Consider the following 15,504-nt stretch of genomic DNA (forward strand, 5'->3'; position numbering starts at 1 on the left):
AGACACTACGCCTGCCGGCGGCTCTTGTTGTGCCAGCCGGCTTTCGTGTCGCGACGCCGACAATTGGCTTGCCGGGAGCCGGCAATTCCCGCAAAGGAGAGCTCCAGTCCAGCTTCCGATCCGGCCTGCAATTGAGTGCTCCCCAAAGACATCTAGAAAGCGCGACGCCACCGGTGGCGATCCTGTGCATGCTTTCCACCTATGTCTGTTTCACCTTCCTCGACACCAGCAGCAAGTACCTCGTCCTTGCCGGCGTTTCGGTGCTGATCGTTGCTTGGGTGCGCTTTGCCGTGCATGTGGTGCTGGTCGGCACGCTGCTTCGCGGCTGGCGCGAGCCGGCGCGCTTTCGCCCGGACAATCTGCCGGCGCATGTCCTGCGCGGCCTGTTCTTGTTCGGCTCGACCATCTTCAACGTCCTGGCGCTACGGTCCCTGCAACTGGCCGAGACCACCTCGATCTATTTTTTCGGGCCGATGGTGATCACGGCTCTGGCCGGTCCGCTGCTCGGCGAATGGGCGGGCTGGCGCCGCTGGCTGGCAATCCTGGCGGCCTTTGCCGGTGTTCTCATCATCACCCGGCCGGGCGTCGGGATTTTCGGCATCGGGCATCTCTTCGCGCTCGGCTCGACGCTGTCGAACTGCTTCTACGTCATCATGACGCGCCGCATGTCGGCGACCGAGACGCCGGAGAGCCTGATCCTGTTCTCGGCGCTGGCACCGGCGCTGCTGCTGTTGCCCTTGCTGCCGTTTTCGTTTTCCCTGCCGCATGACGGCTGGCACTGGTTCGTGCTGCTCATGCTCGGCGTGTTCGGCGGCGTCGGCCACTGGCTGCTGGTCCAGGCCTACCGGCTGGCGACGACCACGGCGTTGGCGCCCTATCCTTATTCGCAGATGGTGTGGATGATCATTTCCGGCTGGATCGTCTTCAAGCAGTTTCCCGACCGCTGGACGTTGGTCGGCGCCGCCATCATCGTCGCCAGCGGCCTCTACATCGTCCACCGCGAGCACCGGCTTCGGCTGCAGAGCCGCGCGGCCTCGGATGTCGAGGCGGAAGCGCTGGCAAAAAAACTTTGATTTGCCCTCGATCGGTGGCATAACGCCGCCTTTAAACTGTTTAGATCAAGAACTCAGGTCGGTCGGGGAGCGCAAGTCGCTGGCACAAAAAATCAAGCTTTCGACGATCGCGGATGCGCTCGGCGTGTCCACGGCCACGGTCTCGCTGGCGCTGCGCGACAGCCCTCTGGTTGCCGGGACCACCCGCGACCGCATCAAGGAACACGCCCGCGCCATCGGCTATATCTACAACCGCCGCGCCGCCAGCTTGCGCACCTCGCGTTCGGGTATTGTCGGTGTCGTCGTCCACGACATCATGAACCCGTTCTTCGCCGAGATACTGCGCTCGATCGAAAGCGAGCTTGACCGCAGCCGGCAGACCTTCATCCTGTCCAACCATTACGATCAGCTCGAAAAGCAGCGCACTTTCATCGACACGCTTTTGCAGCTAGGTGCCGACGGCGTCATCATGTCGCCGGCCATCGGCACACCCGCTTCCGATATCGTGATGGCCGAGGAGAACGGTCTGCCGGCGGTGCTGATCGCGCGCACCGTCGAGGGCGCCGACGTGCCGGTCTTCCGCGGCGACGATGCTTATGGCACCGGGCTCGCCACCAACCATCTGATCTCGCTCGGACACAAGCGCATCGCCATGATCGGCGGCACCGACCAGACCTCGACCGGCCGCGATCGCTACCAGGGCTATGTCAACGCCATGGAGGCGGCCGGGCTTGAAGTCAGGCCGTCCTGGCGCATCGCCGGCCCGCGCACCAAGCAGGCCGGTTTCGAGGCCGCCGGGCAATTCCTGGCGCTGAAGGATAGACCGACGGCGGCCTGCTGCTGGAACGACCTTGTCGCCATCGGGCTCATGAACGGCATCGCGCGAGCCGGCCTCGTGCCTGGCCTGGACATTTCCGTCACCGGCTATGACGATCTCGAAGAGGCGGCGATTGCGACGCCGGCACTCACCACCGTCTGGAATGGGCAGCGCGAGGTGGGCCGCCGTGCCGCCAGCGCCCTGCTCGACAAGCTCAACGGGCAGATGGTGCGGCCCTCGCAGGAATTGATCAAGCCGGAACTGCATGTACGTCAGTCGACCGGCAAGCCGGTGGAGCGTGGATGACCAAGGCCGAACAACTGCAAACCGTCACCATCCTGGTGCCGGGCGATTTCAACGATCATGCGGTCGACCGCATCGACCGCACATTCAGGCGTGTCACAATCGAACGTGCCGATCCGTCCCTGGTCACCGACGAGATGCGCAGCAACGTGCGTGGCATCGCTTCGTTCGCCGGCATCAACGCGGCGATGATGGATGCACTGCCCAATCTCGAACTCATCGCTTCCTTCGGCGTCGGCTATGATTCGGTCGATGTCGGCCATGCGGCGGCGAAGAACGTCATGGTCACCAACACGCCCGACGTGCTGACCGAGGAAGTTGCCGACACTGCCATCGGGCTGCTGATCAACACTGTCCGCGACCTGCCGCGAGCCGAAACCTGGCTGCGCGATGGCAGTTGGGTGCGCAACGGCAACTATCCGCTGAGCCGGCTGACCTTGCGCGGGCGCCGTGTGGGTATTTTCGGCATGGGCCGCATCGGACAAGCTATCGCCCGGCGGCTCGAAGCTTTCGGCCTGCCGGTCTCCTACCACAATCGGCGTCGCGTCGAAGGGCTTTCCTACCAGTACCATCCGACGCTGAAAGGCCTTGCCGAATCCGTCGACACACTGATTTCGGTAGCGCCTGGCGGAGCCTCGACGGAGAAGGCGGTCAATGCCGAAATCCTGTCGGCGCTTGGCCCCAGCGGGGTCTTCGTCAACATCGGCCGCGGCAGCACGGTCGATGAGCCCGCGCTTGCGGCAGCACTCGCCAACGGCATCATCGCCGCTGCCGGCCTCGATGTCTTTGCCGACGAACCGAACGTGCCCAAGGCGTTGCTCGACGCGCCAAACACCTCGCTGTTGCCGCATGTCGGCTCGGCCTCGGATCACACCCGCCGTGCCATGGCCGACCTGTGCGTAGACAATCTGGTGTCCTGGTTCACCGAGCGCCGCCCGCTGACGCCGGTGCCGGAGACGGTCGGAATCAGGGCTCGTGGCTGAGCTGCGGTTGCCGCGTTTATTAACGTCGGCTTAACCCTCAGGAATCATTCTTTATCCTGTCCGTGCGCGTGGATGAAGAACGATGAAAGCGCTTTCCGCATTGATCGCTGCCGCAGCCCTGTTTGGCGGCATTCAGCTGTTTCACGGTGGCAGCAGTGAAAGTGCCGCCGACGAAGTCGTGCCGTTCAACAGCTACAGGTTGGTCGCCAATGGCGACGAGGCGGCGTGTGCGGTCAGTCGCGGGACCGAAATCTCGGATGGCTTGTCCCTGCTTGCCGTCGCCCCGATCTGCCGCAAACTCTTGCCGGGCATAGAGCAGGCGAAGTTCTGGCGAGAGCAAGACGACGGCACGGTCGCCTTCAGCGCCAACGGTGTCGATCCGATCGTCACATTCGCGGCTGCCGACGGCAATGGCTACGAATCCTACGCCCCGGCGCTGCCGCTGCTGTCGCTGGCGGCCACCAGTGACTCTAAATCTGGCGACTGATTATTCTGCCGCAGCGCGCGCTCCGGCTTTCGCCGCGGCGTGCAGGCGAACAGCATCGCCGAAGGCGCGGAATATTTTCGCCGAGTTGCTGTCCGACTTGACCCAATATTCAGGGTGCCATTGGACGCCGACGGCGAAGGCGCGAGCATCCCTGACCGACACCGCTTCGACCGTGCCGTCGTTGGCGACGGCCTCGATCTGCAGCTTCGAGCCGAGCCGGTCGACCGCCTGGCGGTGTACGGAATTGACCATGATGTCGCCCTCGCCGAACACACCGGCCAGGCAGCTTCCGGGCTTGATCGTCACCGTCTGCCGGATACCGAAGCGTTCGTCCTGATTGTCGCTCACCGGGGCGCGGTGGTCGAGCGAACCCTCGCGCTCCTGGATCTCGGTGCCGAGCGTGCCGCCGAGCGCCACATTCAATTCCTGGATGCCGCGGCAGATCGCGAGCAGCGGCACGCCGCGCTCGATCGCCCGGCGAATCAGCGGCAGCGTCGTGGCGTCGCGCGCCGGGTCATAGGGCCCGTTGGCTTCGCTGGCGTCGCCGCCATAAAGCGAAGGATGCACATTGGATTTCGAGCCGGTGACCATCACGCCATCGACCGACGACAGAAGTTCGTCGAAGTCGAGCCGGTCACCAAACGACGGCACAAGCACCGGGAACACGCCGGCGCCGGTGATCGCCGCTTCCAGATATTGCTGCGGGACGGCATGCCAGGTGTAGTTGTCGAACTGACGGACGTCGGTTGATATGGCGACGAGCGGCTGATGCATTTTGGCTCTGTGTTCCATCTGAGCAAGGGATTCCTGCCTCCAAAATAGGCGATCCCTGGGGATTTTTCCATGCCAAGTTTCAACGTGTCACATAGGCCAGGAAACGGCCCGTTAGACTATAGTTGCAGGGCGGCTGGGCTTCGCCGTCAAATCGGGCCGCCGTGCTGGACTCGACTTCTTGCCCGTGTATTGTCTCGAACGAACCGACACGGAAATCGAGGATATCCCCGAACGTCGGTCTTTTGATCCAAAAGGGAGGAACTGCATGGATCGTCGTTCATTCATTCGCAAGGCTGGTGTCACAGGCGTCGGCGCCGCGGCGGCGGCGGCCACTCTGGCGGCGCCCGCAATAGCTCAGTCCAATCCCAAGGTGACGTGGCGGCTGGCGTCGTCCTTCCCGAAGTCCCTCGACACCATCTATGGCGGCGCCGAGGTGTTCTCGAAGATGCTGTCGGAAGCCACCGACGGCAATTTCCAGGTCCAGGTCTTCGCCGCCGGCGAACTGGTGCCGGGCCTCCAGGCCGCCGACGCCACCACCGCCGGCACGGTCGAAGCCTGCCACACGGTGGCATATTATTACTGGGGCAAGGACCCGACATGGGCACTCGGTGCGGCGGTTCCCTTCTCGCTCAACGCACGCGGAATGAATGCCTGGCATTACCATGGCGGCGGCATCGACCTGTTCAACGAGTTTCTCGCCACGCAGGGCCTTTTCGGCCTGCCGGGCGGCAACACCGGCGTGCAGATGGGCGGCTGGTTCCGCAAGGAAATCAAAACGGTGGCCGACCTTTCCGGCCTCAAGATGCGCATCGGCGGTTTTGCCGGCAAGGTGGTGCAGAGGCTCGGCGTCGTGCCGCAGCAGATCGCCGGCGGCGATATCTATCCTGCGCTGGAAAAAGGCACCATCGACGCCGCCGAATGGGTTGGGCCCTATGACGACGAGAAGCTCGGCTTCTACAAGGTCGCGCCCTATTACTACTATCCCGGCTGGTGGGAAGGCGGCCCGACCGTCCATCTGATGTTCAACAAGGCGAAATACGACGAGCTTTCGCCGACTTACAAGTCGCTTCTGCGCACTGCGGCACAGGCCGCCGACGCCAACATGCTGCAGAAATACGATTATTTGAACCCTGCGGCGGTGAAGCGGCTGGTGGCCGGCGGCGCGAAACTGCGCCCGTTCAGCCAGGAGATCATGGCGGCCTGTTTCGAAAAAGCCAACGAGGTCTATGCCGAAATGGAAGCCTCCAACGCCCCGTTCAAGAAGATCTGGGAATCGATCAAGGGCTTCCGCAAAGAGCACTATCTCTGGGCGCAGGTGGCCGAATACAATTACGACACCTTCATGATGGTTCAGCAGCGCAACGGCAAGCTGTAGCCCCATCTGAGAGACCTCGGGCTTGCGCGGCAAAGGATTGAAGTTTGCGCCGCCCCTCATCCGCCTGCCGGCACCTTCTCCCCATCACTATACGAGGAGAAGTGCCTGGCAGGGCGATGAGGGGCGGCGCAAACGCTCGTATAACAATCTGCGGTAGCCACTCAGACCCGGCTGGGCACCACCAGCACCTTGACCTCGCCGGGCGCCGGTGGATTGGCGATCACCGCTGCCGCGTCTTCGAGCGGCACCTGCCTGGAGATCAGCCTGTCGATCTCGATTACACCCGATGCAATGAGTTCGGCGGCGCGGCGATGGGTGTGAGGATTGAGGAAGGAACCGAGCACCTTCAGTTCCCGGAACAACAGGTCGAAGGGCTCGAACTCCGCTTTCATGCCTTGCGGTGTCACGCCGACGATGACGACCGTGCCACCGGCGCGGGCCATGCGCATTGACTGCTCCACGGTCTCTCGCACGCCTGCGCATTCGAACACCACGTCGGCTCCGCCCGGCACCAGACCGGCTGGTCCGGCGATGGCTTCGATGACATCGGCGGCGGTCGGATCGATCGTCGCAGTGGCGCCGATTTCCTCGGCGAGCACGCGCCGCGAGGCTTGCCTGGTCGACAGAATGACGGTGGTGGCCCCGGCCAGTCTTGCCAGTTGCACGGTGAGCAGGCCGATCACGCCGCCGCCCAGCACGACCACCGAGCTGCCCGGCCGGATCCCGGCAAGGTCCACGCCATGCAGACAACAACCGAGCGGCTCGCAGAATGCACCATGCATTGGATCCAGGCCCACAGGCAGGACAAAAGCCTGCTTCTGCGGCAAGGCAAGATATTCGGCAAAGCCGCCGTCGCGATGGATGCCGATGGCTTGCAGATTGCTGCAGAGGTTGACCCGCCCGGCATGACAATGCGCGCAACGCCCGCAGGCGATGTTGGGGTCGCCGGTGACACGATCGCCAATGGCAAAGCCGGATACGGATGCTCCGATCGCCTCGACGATGCCGGAGAACTCATGGCCGGGCGTCACCGGCGGCGTGCACGGAAATTCGCCGTGAAACAGATGCCGGTCTGTGCCGCAAACACCACAGGCTTCGACACGCACCAGAAGCTCGTCCGGCCCGATATCGGGTTTGTCGACTTCGCGCAGCGCGATGCTGCCCACCGCTTCCAGCCGAACCGCCTTCATGATCTTGCCCATGCCAGGTTCAGTTGAAGCTTGGCGGCTGCGACAGATCCGGCTGCGGTGCCGCCGGTTGGGCCGGCGCCGGTTCGCCGAAGCTCGGCGGCTGCGACAGATCATCGGGCGCGGCGGGAGCGGCTGGTGCCGTGCCGCCGGCAGATGGTGTGCCGAGTGGCGACAGGCCGGGTGCCTCCGGCACTTTGTAATCGATCGTGCCCGGATCGACGGTCGTTCCCTTGTAGTGCATCACCATCTGCGGGAAGGCGATGGTCAGTCCGATCATGATCACCTGGATACAGACGAACGGCACCGCGCCCCAATAGATCTGTCCGGTGGTCACGGGTGCGATCTGTTTACCGGTGAGGCGGTCGAGATAGGGCACGCGGGCGGCCACCGAACGCAAGTAGAACAGCGCGAAGCCGAAGGGCGGGTGCATGAAGCTGGTCTGCATGTTGACGCCCAGAAGCACGCCAAACCAGATCAGGTCGATGCCGAGCTTGTCGGCGGCCGGCGCCAGCAGCGGCACGATGATGAAGGCGAGTTCGAAAAAGTCGAGGAAGAAGGCGAGGAAGAAGACGAGCAGGTTGACGCCGNCTGGTGCCGGCCGTCGCCATCCTCTACATCTGGAACACGCTTGGCAGCGCCGATCAGGATGAACAGCACGAAGGACGACAGCCGCGTCGTCGAGGTCAGCGCCTGCTTGACCACGTCCAGCGACAGCCTGCCTTTTGCCGCCGCCATGATCAAGGCGCCGACCGAGCCCATGGCGCCACCCTCGGTCGGGGTGGCGATGCCGAGGAAGATGGTGCCCAGCACCAGGAAGATCAGCGCCAGCGGCGGGATCAGCACGATGATCACCTGCTGCGCGAGCCTCGACATCATGTTGAAGTTCAGGCCTTTGTCGGCAATGGCCACAATGTAGATAAAGAGCACTCCGGCGGTGGCGCCGAGAATGTCGGCATTGTCGCCATGCGTCGGCGCCAGATAGCGATACGCCGCGTAGGAAACCGCTGATGTGACCGCCAGCGCCACCAGCAAGGACATCACGCCATGGCCGAGCTTACGGGCCTCGAGCGGCAGCGCCGGCATCGAATTCGGCCGGATGAAGGACATGATCAGGATGTAGGACATATAGAGCCCGGTGAGCACGAGGCCCGGGATCAGCGCGCCTGCATACATGTCGCCGACCGAACGGCCGAGCTGGTCGGCGAGGACGATCAGCACGAGCGACGGCGGGATGATCTGGGCGAGCGTGCCAGACGCTGCGATGACGCCGGCCGCCACGCGCCGGTCATAGCCGTAACGCAGCATGATCGGCAGCGAGATCAGGCCCATGGCGATGACGGACGCGGCCACCACGCCGGTGGTCGCCGCCAAAAGGGCGCCGACGAAGATCACCGCATAGGCGAGGCCGCCGCGGATTGGCCCGAACAGCTGGCCGATCGTGTCGAGCAGATCTTCGGCCATGCCCGATCGTTCAAGCACGATGCCCATGAAGGTGAAGAACGGAATGGCCAGCAGCGTGTCGTTCGACATCACCCGGCTGCCGTAGAAATTATCCGGCAGTGCGTGCAGAAGCGGCCAGGCGAGGTTGATCGATCCACCGGAATAGGGCGAGAGGAGCACGCCGATGAAGAAGAACATCAAGCCGTTGGCGGCTAGCGAAAAGGCGACTGGATAGCCGATCAGCAGGAAGATGATCAGCGAAGCGAACATGATCGGCGCCATGTTCTGGGCGATGAACTCCATCACGAGCGCACCTCGTCGGCCAGTGCCTTGGCTTCGAGTTCGGCCTGCTCATGCACAGATATGAACGGGTTGGGATCGTCCATGTCGCCGCGCATGATGGCGATCTTCTTGATGATCTCGGAGACGCCCTGCAGCGCGAGCAGGAAAAAGCCGATGAGCAGGATGGCCTTGGCCGGCCAGATGATGAGCCCGCCGGAATTGTTGGACATTTCGCCGCTGCGAAACGACAGCGACACATAGGGAACGAAATAGACCACCATCAGCGTCACGAACGGCATCAGGAAAAGCAGATGGCCAAGCAGGTCGATCCAGTGCTGCACGCGGCGTGAAAACAGGCCGTAGACGATGTCGATGCGGATATGTTCGTTCTGCTTCAGCGTATAGGCGGCGGCCAGCATGAAGGCGGCGCCGAACAGATACCACTGCAGCTCGAGCCAGGCGTTCGAGGATATGTCGAACATCTTGCGGATGATGGCGTTGGCGGCGCTCACCAGGATCGCCAGCAGGATCAGCCACGACACCCATTTGCCAATGAACTCATTCGCACGATCGATGGTCCTGGATAGAGCGAGAAGCCCTGCCATGCATTCCTCCCTGTATGTCGGAGGCGTGCCGGCTCCCCCTTATTGTCCGTCACGCCACGTGGTCCAACGGTATGCCGTGCGTGGACTGACGGGTCAACAAGGATAGCGGCGGCAAGATATCATTGCACGGGAGAGTTGGGCGGATACCGGCTCTCTGCCCCGCGTCATGCAACCAAAGTCTGATGCGGTTCAGGCAATCTTGCCGGTGTCGCGGCCGGCGCCGATCAGCACCAGGATCGCGACCAGGAACAGGTACATCCACGCATCGCGCCATTCGAGCGGGAAATAGCCGGTCCACAGCGATTCGGCCATGCCGAAAGCGGCCGCGCCCAGCGCCGCCCGCGGCGGCGAGAGATAGCCGCCGACCGCCGTCACGAACAGGATCTTCAGCCCGTAGACGAGGCCGGAGCCGAAGCTGACATTCCCGTAATAGAGGCCGGCCATGATGCCGGCCAGCGCGGCGCAGAAACCGCCGAACAGCACAGCATGCCGTAACACCGCGCGCACGTCGACGCCGCACATCGCGGCTGCCTTGGGATCATCGGAAACGGCGCGCCATCGCCGGCCGAAGCCCGAACGGGCAAACGTCCAGCTGGCCAGGGCGATTGTCGCCAGCGCCACCGCGCAGTCGATGAGCTGGATAAGCGTCAGCGTCGCCTTGAAGGTCGCGCCGTGCGCGAAAACGACAGGCTGTGCCAGCATCGGCGGCAGCCACAAATCGTGCGTGTCGGCCGCGATGCGGCTCGCCTCGGACAACAGCAACAGGATGCCGAGCGTCGTTACCACGATCGCGTTGGGTGTACGGTCGGCCAAGGGTTCGAAGACGCTGCGGGACAGCACGTGGCTGAGCAGTGCGGCATAGAGGAAAGCCGCGACGACGCCGAGCGCCACCGCCGCGAGCAGCGTCAGCCACAGCACCTGATAGCCGAAGGCCGCGGTGAGGATCATCGTCTGGCCGCAAAAGGCGAACAGCGCGCCATAGGCGAGGTTGGTGCGGTGCAGGATGCCGTTGGTCAGCACATAGCCGAAGGCGAGCAGCGCGTAGAGCGCGCCCGAATGCAGCCCGTTCAGCACCTGCTGGAAGAAATAGAGCATGCGAAATCCTCGGAGCATGTCGCCCAAAAGTGCGAAGTGGCTTTGTGACGACGACATGCTCAAAAGGCTGCGGAGACCGCACCCCGACGTAAGGTTTGCATCGCTGAAACTAACTTGTCAAACGCGATTTATCGGTTAGATTTCTGGCATGACGGTATCCTGGACACCGCACCGCTTCACTGGCGGCCTGCTTGCGCTCGACACGGCGAACACCGTCGTGCGGCGCGGCGATCCGCAGAGGTCTTTCGACCGCTTCGATGATCCGGCCGAGATTGCCCGCTTCGCCGATGCGGCGAGCCGCTTTCGCGCCGCCGAGCTTGGCGGCAGGCCGCTGGCAGCGCCGTCACCAGAGACGATTGCGCCCGTCGTGCTGTCGATCCGCGAGGCGACTGACCGGCTGTTTCGTGGGGCGGTGTCGAAGGGTTCGATTGCAACCTCCGATTTGCCGGGCTTCCTCACAGCCTGCTCCGATGGCCTGGCCGGTAGCCGGACCGAGATCGGTGCGCCGGGAAGGCCGTTCGGCGATCCGGTGACGCCGATCGCCTTCGAGACGGCGCTGGCGGTTTCGGCGCTCTCGCTGCTGCGCGACGACACCACCGCAAGGCTCAGAATCTGTCCCAACTGCACCTGGCTGTTCGTCGACAGAAGCCGCAATTCCAGCCGCCTTTGGTGCGACATGGCGGTGTGCGGCAACCGCCAGAAGGCAAGTCGTCACTATCGTCGCCGCCGCATGGCGGAAAATGAGGTCAAGAATGCTTAAAGGTTTTTCCCGTTCGGTCGTCGTCGGTGCGGCACTCATCGCCGCCGTTGCGCTCGGCGCCTGCCGCGACACCGGCAACGATGACGGCAAGCTGTTCGAGATTTCCGGCAAGATATTCGTCTTCAACTACCGCCTCGCCAGGGCGACCTATGTGGTGACGCTACGGCCGCTGAAGCCGATGGGAGAAGGCCAGGTGGCGGTCGCCAGCTTCCAAGACCCGGCCGGCGGCGCGCCATTGGTGGTCGAGCAGAAGGTCTGGCCGAAGCTCGACAAGGTGACACTGGAAAGCCCGGCTCTGACCTGCGTCGTCAAGAACAAGCCCTATGCGATTGCCATCAGCATCAAGGGGGCCGACGGTGCGGTCCTGCAGGAGATCGACACCACGTTGATGTCGACGGAAGATCAGTCGATCCTGCCCGACAGGCCGCTGGTGATCGACCAGCTCTATACGGCCAATCCCGATCTCGTCGGCCATCCCGACGGCAAGCTGCCGGGCGAGCCGAAGCCGGATTGCTCGAAGGGCACCTGACCCGCCACTGCCAGCCCGGCTGCAGTGCCGCGCAATGCCCGCAGCGATGATTGCCGACTGCTCGTTGTGCGTTGCCTGGCACCTGCGATTTTGTTTGACCTGCCTTGCAAGGGGAGAAAGGATGCGTCATCCGATCCCGACGCTGGCCGCCTGCCCCCGCGCGGCCTCCGCAGAGGAAATTCCTGATGACGCTGCATGACGTCGCGCTCGACGATAAGTTCGACCTGGCAAAGGAGCGCATCTTCCTGTCCGGCGCGCAGGCGGTCATCCGCATGCTTCTGATGCAGCGCGAGCGTGACCGCCGCGCCGGCCTGAATACGGCCGGCTTTGTCTCCGGCTATCGCGGCTCTCCGCTCGGCGGCCTCGACATGCAGCTGTGGAAGGCCAAGAAACAGCTCGCCCAGGCCGATATCGTCTTCCAGCCTGGCCTCAACGAGGAGCTGGCCGCCACGGCTTGCTGGGGCGCGCAGCAGACGGAGCTGCTGGGCGAGGGCACCCATGACGGCGTCTTTTCGGTCTGGTATGGCAAGGGGCCGGGCGTCGATCGATCAGGCGATGTGTTCCGCCACGCCAATCTCGCCGGCTCGTCCAAGCATGGCGGCGTGCTCGCCCTGATGGGCGACGACCACATGGCCGAATCCTCGACCAACGCCCATGCCACCGAATTCCTGTTCGTCGACACGATGGTGCCAATCCTCAACCCGGCCGGCGTCCAGGAGATCATCGATTATGGGCTCTACGGCTTTGCCATGTCGCGCTTTGCCGGCACCTGGGCGGCGATCAAATGCGTCAAGGACAACATCGAATCGACGGCCTCGGTCGATGCCTCGCTCGGGCGGCTGAACATCGTGGTGCCGGATTTCGACATGCCGCCTGGCGGTCTCAACATCCGCCACGAGATCGATATGCTCGGCCAGGAGCAACGGTTGCATGAGCACAAGCGTGCCGCGGCTTCGGCCTTCATCCTTGCCAATGGGCTGAACCGCATTGTCTATTCGGGCGGCCGCAACCCGAAGATCGGCATCATCACGCTGGGCAAGAGCTATCTAGATGTTCGCCAGGCGCTGGAGGACATCGGCATCGACGAGGCGGCCGCCAACCGCATCGGCGTGCGGCTGTTCAAGGTCGGCTGCCCCTGGCCGCTCGATCTGCATCACATCGCCGATTTCGCCCGCGGCCTCGACACCATCGTCGTCGTCGAGGAGAAACGCTCGCTGATCGAGGTACAGCTGCGCGAGAGCCTCTACGGCACCGCAACGCAGCCCGTCATTGTCGGCAAGAAGGACGAGCGCGGCGACTGGCTGTTCCCTGCCAAGGGCGCGCTCGACCCCAACGAGATCGCCATCGCGCTTGGCGAGAGGATTGTCAGGACCATCGGCCCGTCCGAGGAGATTTCGGCGCGGGTGGCAAAGCTGCGGCAGTTCCAGGCAATGCTCGCCGACGCCACCGACATCGGTTCGCGCACACCCTTCTTCTGTTCCGGTTGCCCGCACAACTCCTCGACCAAGGTGCCGGACGGCTCGATCGCCGCTGCCGGTATCGGTTGCCACTTCATGGCGTTGTGGATGGACCGCAATACCCTCGGCTTCACGGCGATGGGCGGCGAGGGCGCGCAATGGGTCGGCCAGGCGCCGTTCTCCAAGCGCGGCCATATCTTCCAGAATCTCGGCGATGGCACCTACAATCATTCAGGCACGCTGGCGATCCGCTTTGCACTGTCGAGCGACGCCAACATCACCTACAAGATCCTCTACAACGACGCCGTCGCGATGACCGGCGGCCAACCGCACGAAGGTGGTCTGACCGTCGATATGATCGCCAGGCAGGTGCGGGCCGAAGGCGTCGACCGCATCGCCATCGTCACCGATGAACCCGACAAATATGCCGGCAAGGCCGAATTCCCGGCCGGCGCCACCATCCATCACCGCGACGATCTCGATCTCGTCCAGCGCGAACTGCGGGACGTTAAGGGCGTATCGGTCTTGCTGTACGACCAAACCTGCGCCGCCGAAAAGCGCCGCCGCCGCAAGCGCGGCACATTCCCAGATCCCGACAAGCGGGTCTTCATCAACGAGCTGGTCTGCGAAGGCTGCGGCGATTGCGGCGTGCAATCGAACTGTGTCTCGATCCAGCCGGTCGAGACCGAATTCGGCCGCAAGCGCAGGATCGACCAGTCCAGCTGCAACAAGGATTTCTCCTGCGTCAATGGCTTCTGCCCATCCTTCGTCACCGTGCACGGAGCCAAGATCCGCAAGGCCGAAGGCCTTGCCGGCAAGGCTAACCCGCTCGACGGCGTGCCGACGCCCGCCGAATTCGCGCTTGGCGAACAGGGCTGGGCGGCAATCATCGACGGTGTCGGCGGCACCGGCGTCGTCACCATCGGTGCTGTGCTTGGCATGGCCGCGCATCTCGAGGACAAGGGTTGCGGCATGATCGACATGGCCGGCCTTGCCCAGAAGGGCGGTTCGGTGTTCACCCATGTCCGCATCGCCCGCACCCCGGACGACATCCACGCCATCCGTGTTTCGGCCGGCAAGGCCGATCTCGTGCTCGGCTGCGATCTCGTCGTGTCGGGCGCCAAGAAGGTGCTGACCGCGGTGCGCGAGGGCCACACCATCTTCCTCGCCAACACCGCCGAGATCATGCCCGGCGAATTTGCCCGTTCGGCCGATTTCTCGCTGCCGATAGAGCGCCTGAAGAAAGCGATCCGCACTGCTGCCGGAGACGACAAGGCGCATTTCTTCGACGCCACCCGCACCGCCACGGCACTTTTCGGCAATTCACTCGGCGCCAACATGTTCATGCTCGGCTTTGCCTTCCAGCATGGCGGCTTGCCGCTCTCCGCCGAGGCGGTCGAGAAGGCGATCGAGCTCAATGGCGAGGCAGTGGCGATGAACATAGCCGCCTTTCGCTGGGGCCGTCGTGCCGCCCATCAGCCGGAATTCGTGCGCGGCCTCGTCGCCCAGCTGGGCCCAACCGTCCCTGGAAAGACCGGCCAGGCTGCGGACGTCGCCGAGACGCTGGACGACATCATTGCCCGCCGTGTCGCATTCCTGACCGCCTATCAGAACGGCGCTTATGGCAGGCGTTATGCCGAAAGACTGGCCCGGTTGCGAGCCGCCGAAGCGAAGGCGGTGCCCGGTTCGACCGCGGTGTCGGAACCCGCAGCCAGGAACCTGTTCAAGCTGATGGCGATCAAGGATGAGTACGAGGTGGCGCGGCTCTACACCGATGGCTCGTTTGCCGCCGAATTGGGCAAGCAATTCCAGAGCTACGACAAACTTGAATTCCATCTCGCGCCGCCGATCATGGGCCGCCGCGGCAATGACGGCAAACCCAGGAAATCGAGTTTCGGCCCCTGGATGATGAAGGGTTTTCGGCTGCTGGCAGCGATGAAAGGCCTGCGCGGCACGGTCTTCGACCTGTTCGGCTACACCGCCGAGCGGCGCATGGAGCGACAGCTTCTGGCACAGTACGAGGCGGATCTGGAGCTAATCGCCGGAGCGCTGGCGCCAGCCCGGGTCGACGCGGCGGTTGCGCTGGCCTCGGTGCCGGCTCTCATTCGCGGCTATGGCCATGTCCGGCAAGCCAGTGCCAAACAGGCGGCCGGCGAGCGCTCGCGGTTGCTCCAGCGCCTCGCAAACGCACCGGCGGGGGCGGCACTTCGAGCCGCCGAGTGAAGGCCTTGTTTACCTGAAGCTCGATTTCCCGGTCTGTCCTGCTTTTGCGCTCCTTGCGGCAACCGAGCCAAAGCCTCTGTTCTAAGCCTTTCTTAAGGCGGATGTGGGATGACGAGGCCTAGCGTTGGGCCG

Annotated in this window: 12 protein-coding genes and 1 pseudogene; 8 read left to right on the forward strand and 5 right to left on the reverse strand. The window is 63.7% G+C overall.

The annotated features are described in order from the left end of the window. Positions 1 to 188 precede the first annotated feature (188 nt). The 4 genes from X744_RS146910 (at position 189) to X744_RS146895 (ending at position 3,642) form a co-directional block, all read left to right on the forward strand. Entirely contained in the window at positions 189 to 1,073 is an 885-nt protein-coding gene (locus X744_RS146910; RefSeq protein WP_032907923.1) for a DMT family transporter, read from the forward strand. Between the two features lie 79 nt (positions 1,074 to 1,152). After that, positions 1,153 to 2,175, forward strand: a complete 1,023-nt coding sequence (locus X744_RS146905; RefSeq protein WP_023761447.1) for a LacI family DNA-binding transcriptional regulator — start codon at positions 1,153 to 1,155, stop codon at positions 2,173 to 2,175. Beyond that, a complete protein-coding gene (locus X744_RS146900) occupies positions 2,172 to 3,155 on the forward strand; it encodes a 2-hydroxyacid dehydrogenase (RefSeq protein ID WP_023761448.1) in 984 nt (327 codons plus the stop codon). The genes X744_RS146905 and X744_RS146900 overlap by 4 nt, the downstream gene beginning before the upstream one ends. Positions 3,156 to 3,237: 82 nt before the next feature. Then, on the forward strand, positions 3,238 to 3,642 hold the full coding sequence (locus X744_RS146895) for a hypothetical protein (protein WP_023761449.1): 405 nt from the start codon (positions 3,238 to 3,240) through the stop codon (positions 3,640 to 3,642). Here X744_RS146895 and X744_RS146890 read toward each other — a convergent pair whose 3' ends face one another. Then, the gene (locus X744_RS146890; RefSeq protein WP_023761450.1) at positions 3,643 to 4,416 is read right to left on the reverse strand and encodes a gamma-glutamyl-gamma-aminobutyrate hydrolase family protein; all 774 of its coding nucleotides are present in this window, start codon (positions 4,414 to 4,416) and stop codon (positions 3,643 to 3,645) included. A gap of 265 nt (positions 4,417 to 4,681) precedes the next feature. Between X744_RS146890 and X744_RS146885 the strand changes: the two genes are divergently transcribed. Continuing rightward, positions 4,682 to 5,791: a TRAP transporter substrate-binding protein gene (locus X744_RS146885; RefSeq protein ID WP_023761451.1), complete on the forward strand. Its 1,110-nt coding sequence runs from the start codon at positions 4,682 to 4,684 to the stop codon at positions 5,789 to 5,791. Between the two features lie 161 nt (positions 5,792 to 5,952). Here X744_RS146885 and X744_RS146880 read toward each other — a convergent pair whose 3' ends face one another. The 4 genes and pseudogenes from X744_RS146880 to X744_RS146870 all read right to left on the reverse strand — a co-directional run bounded on the left by X744_RS146880 (position 5,953) and on the right by X744_RS146870 (position 10,403). Further along, positions 5,953 to 6,981 (reverse strand): zinc-dependent alcohol dehydrogenase family protein, encoded by a 1,029-nt coding sequence (locus X744_RS146880; RefSeq protein WP_023761452.1) that lies wholly within the window; start codon positions 6,979 to 6,981, stop codon positions 5,953 to 5,955. A 19-nt stretch (positions 6,982 to 7,000) separates the two neighbouring features. Next, positions 7,001 to 8,727 (reverse strand): annotated as a pseudogene (locus X744_RS01000000170125) (TRAP transporter large permease subunit). Beyond that, a complete protein-coding gene (locus tag X744_RS146875; RefSeq protein WP_023761453.1) occupies positions 8,724 to 9,308 on the reverse strand; it encodes a TRAP transporter small permease subunit in 585 nt (194 codons plus the stop codon). Before X744_RS146875 ends, X744_RS01000000170125 begins: the two are co-directional and overlap by 4 nt. A gap of 189 nt (positions 9,309 to 9,497) precedes the next feature. Then, positions 9,498 to 10,403: a branched-chain amino acid ABC transporter permease gene (locus X744_RS146870; RefSeq protein WP_023761454.1), complete on the reverse strand. Its 906-nt coding sequence runs from the start codon at positions 10,401 to 10,403 to the stop codon at positions 9,498 to 9,500. 148 nt (positions 10,404 to 10,551) lie between these two features. Here X744_RS146870 and X744_RS146865 point away from each other — a divergent pair, with 148 nt between their 5' ends. From X744_RS146865 to X744_RS146855, 3 genes are all read left to right on the forward strand, one after another. Then, on the forward strand, positions 10,552 to 11,163 hold the full coding sequence (locus tag X744_RS146865) for a CGNR zinc finger domain-containing protein (RefSeq protein ID WP_023761455.1): 612 nt from the start codon (positions 10,552 to 10,554) through the stop codon (positions 11,161 to 11,163). Further along, entirely contained in the window at positions 11,156 to 11,692 is a 537-nt protein-coding gene (locus X744_RS146860) for a hypothetical protein (protein ID WP_023761456.1), read from the forward strand. Before X744_RS146865 ends, X744_RS146860 begins: the two co-directional genes overlap by 8 nt. A gap of 185 nt (positions 11,693 to 11,877) precedes the next feature. After that, positions 11,878 to 15,372, forward strand: coding sequence for an indolepyruvate ferredoxin oxidoreductase family protein (locus tag X744_RS146855; protein ID WP_023761457.1), 3,495 nt, complete (start codon positions 11,878 to 11,880; stop codon positions 15,370 to 15,372). Positions 15,373 to 15,504 lie beyond the last annotated feature (132 nt).

It is taken from the genome of Mesorhizobium sp. LNHC252B00, assembly GCF_000502955.1.
In the GTDB taxonomy this organism is placed as follows: Bacteria; Pseudomonadota; Alphaproteobacteria; order Rhizobiales; family Rhizobiaceae; genus Mesorhizobium.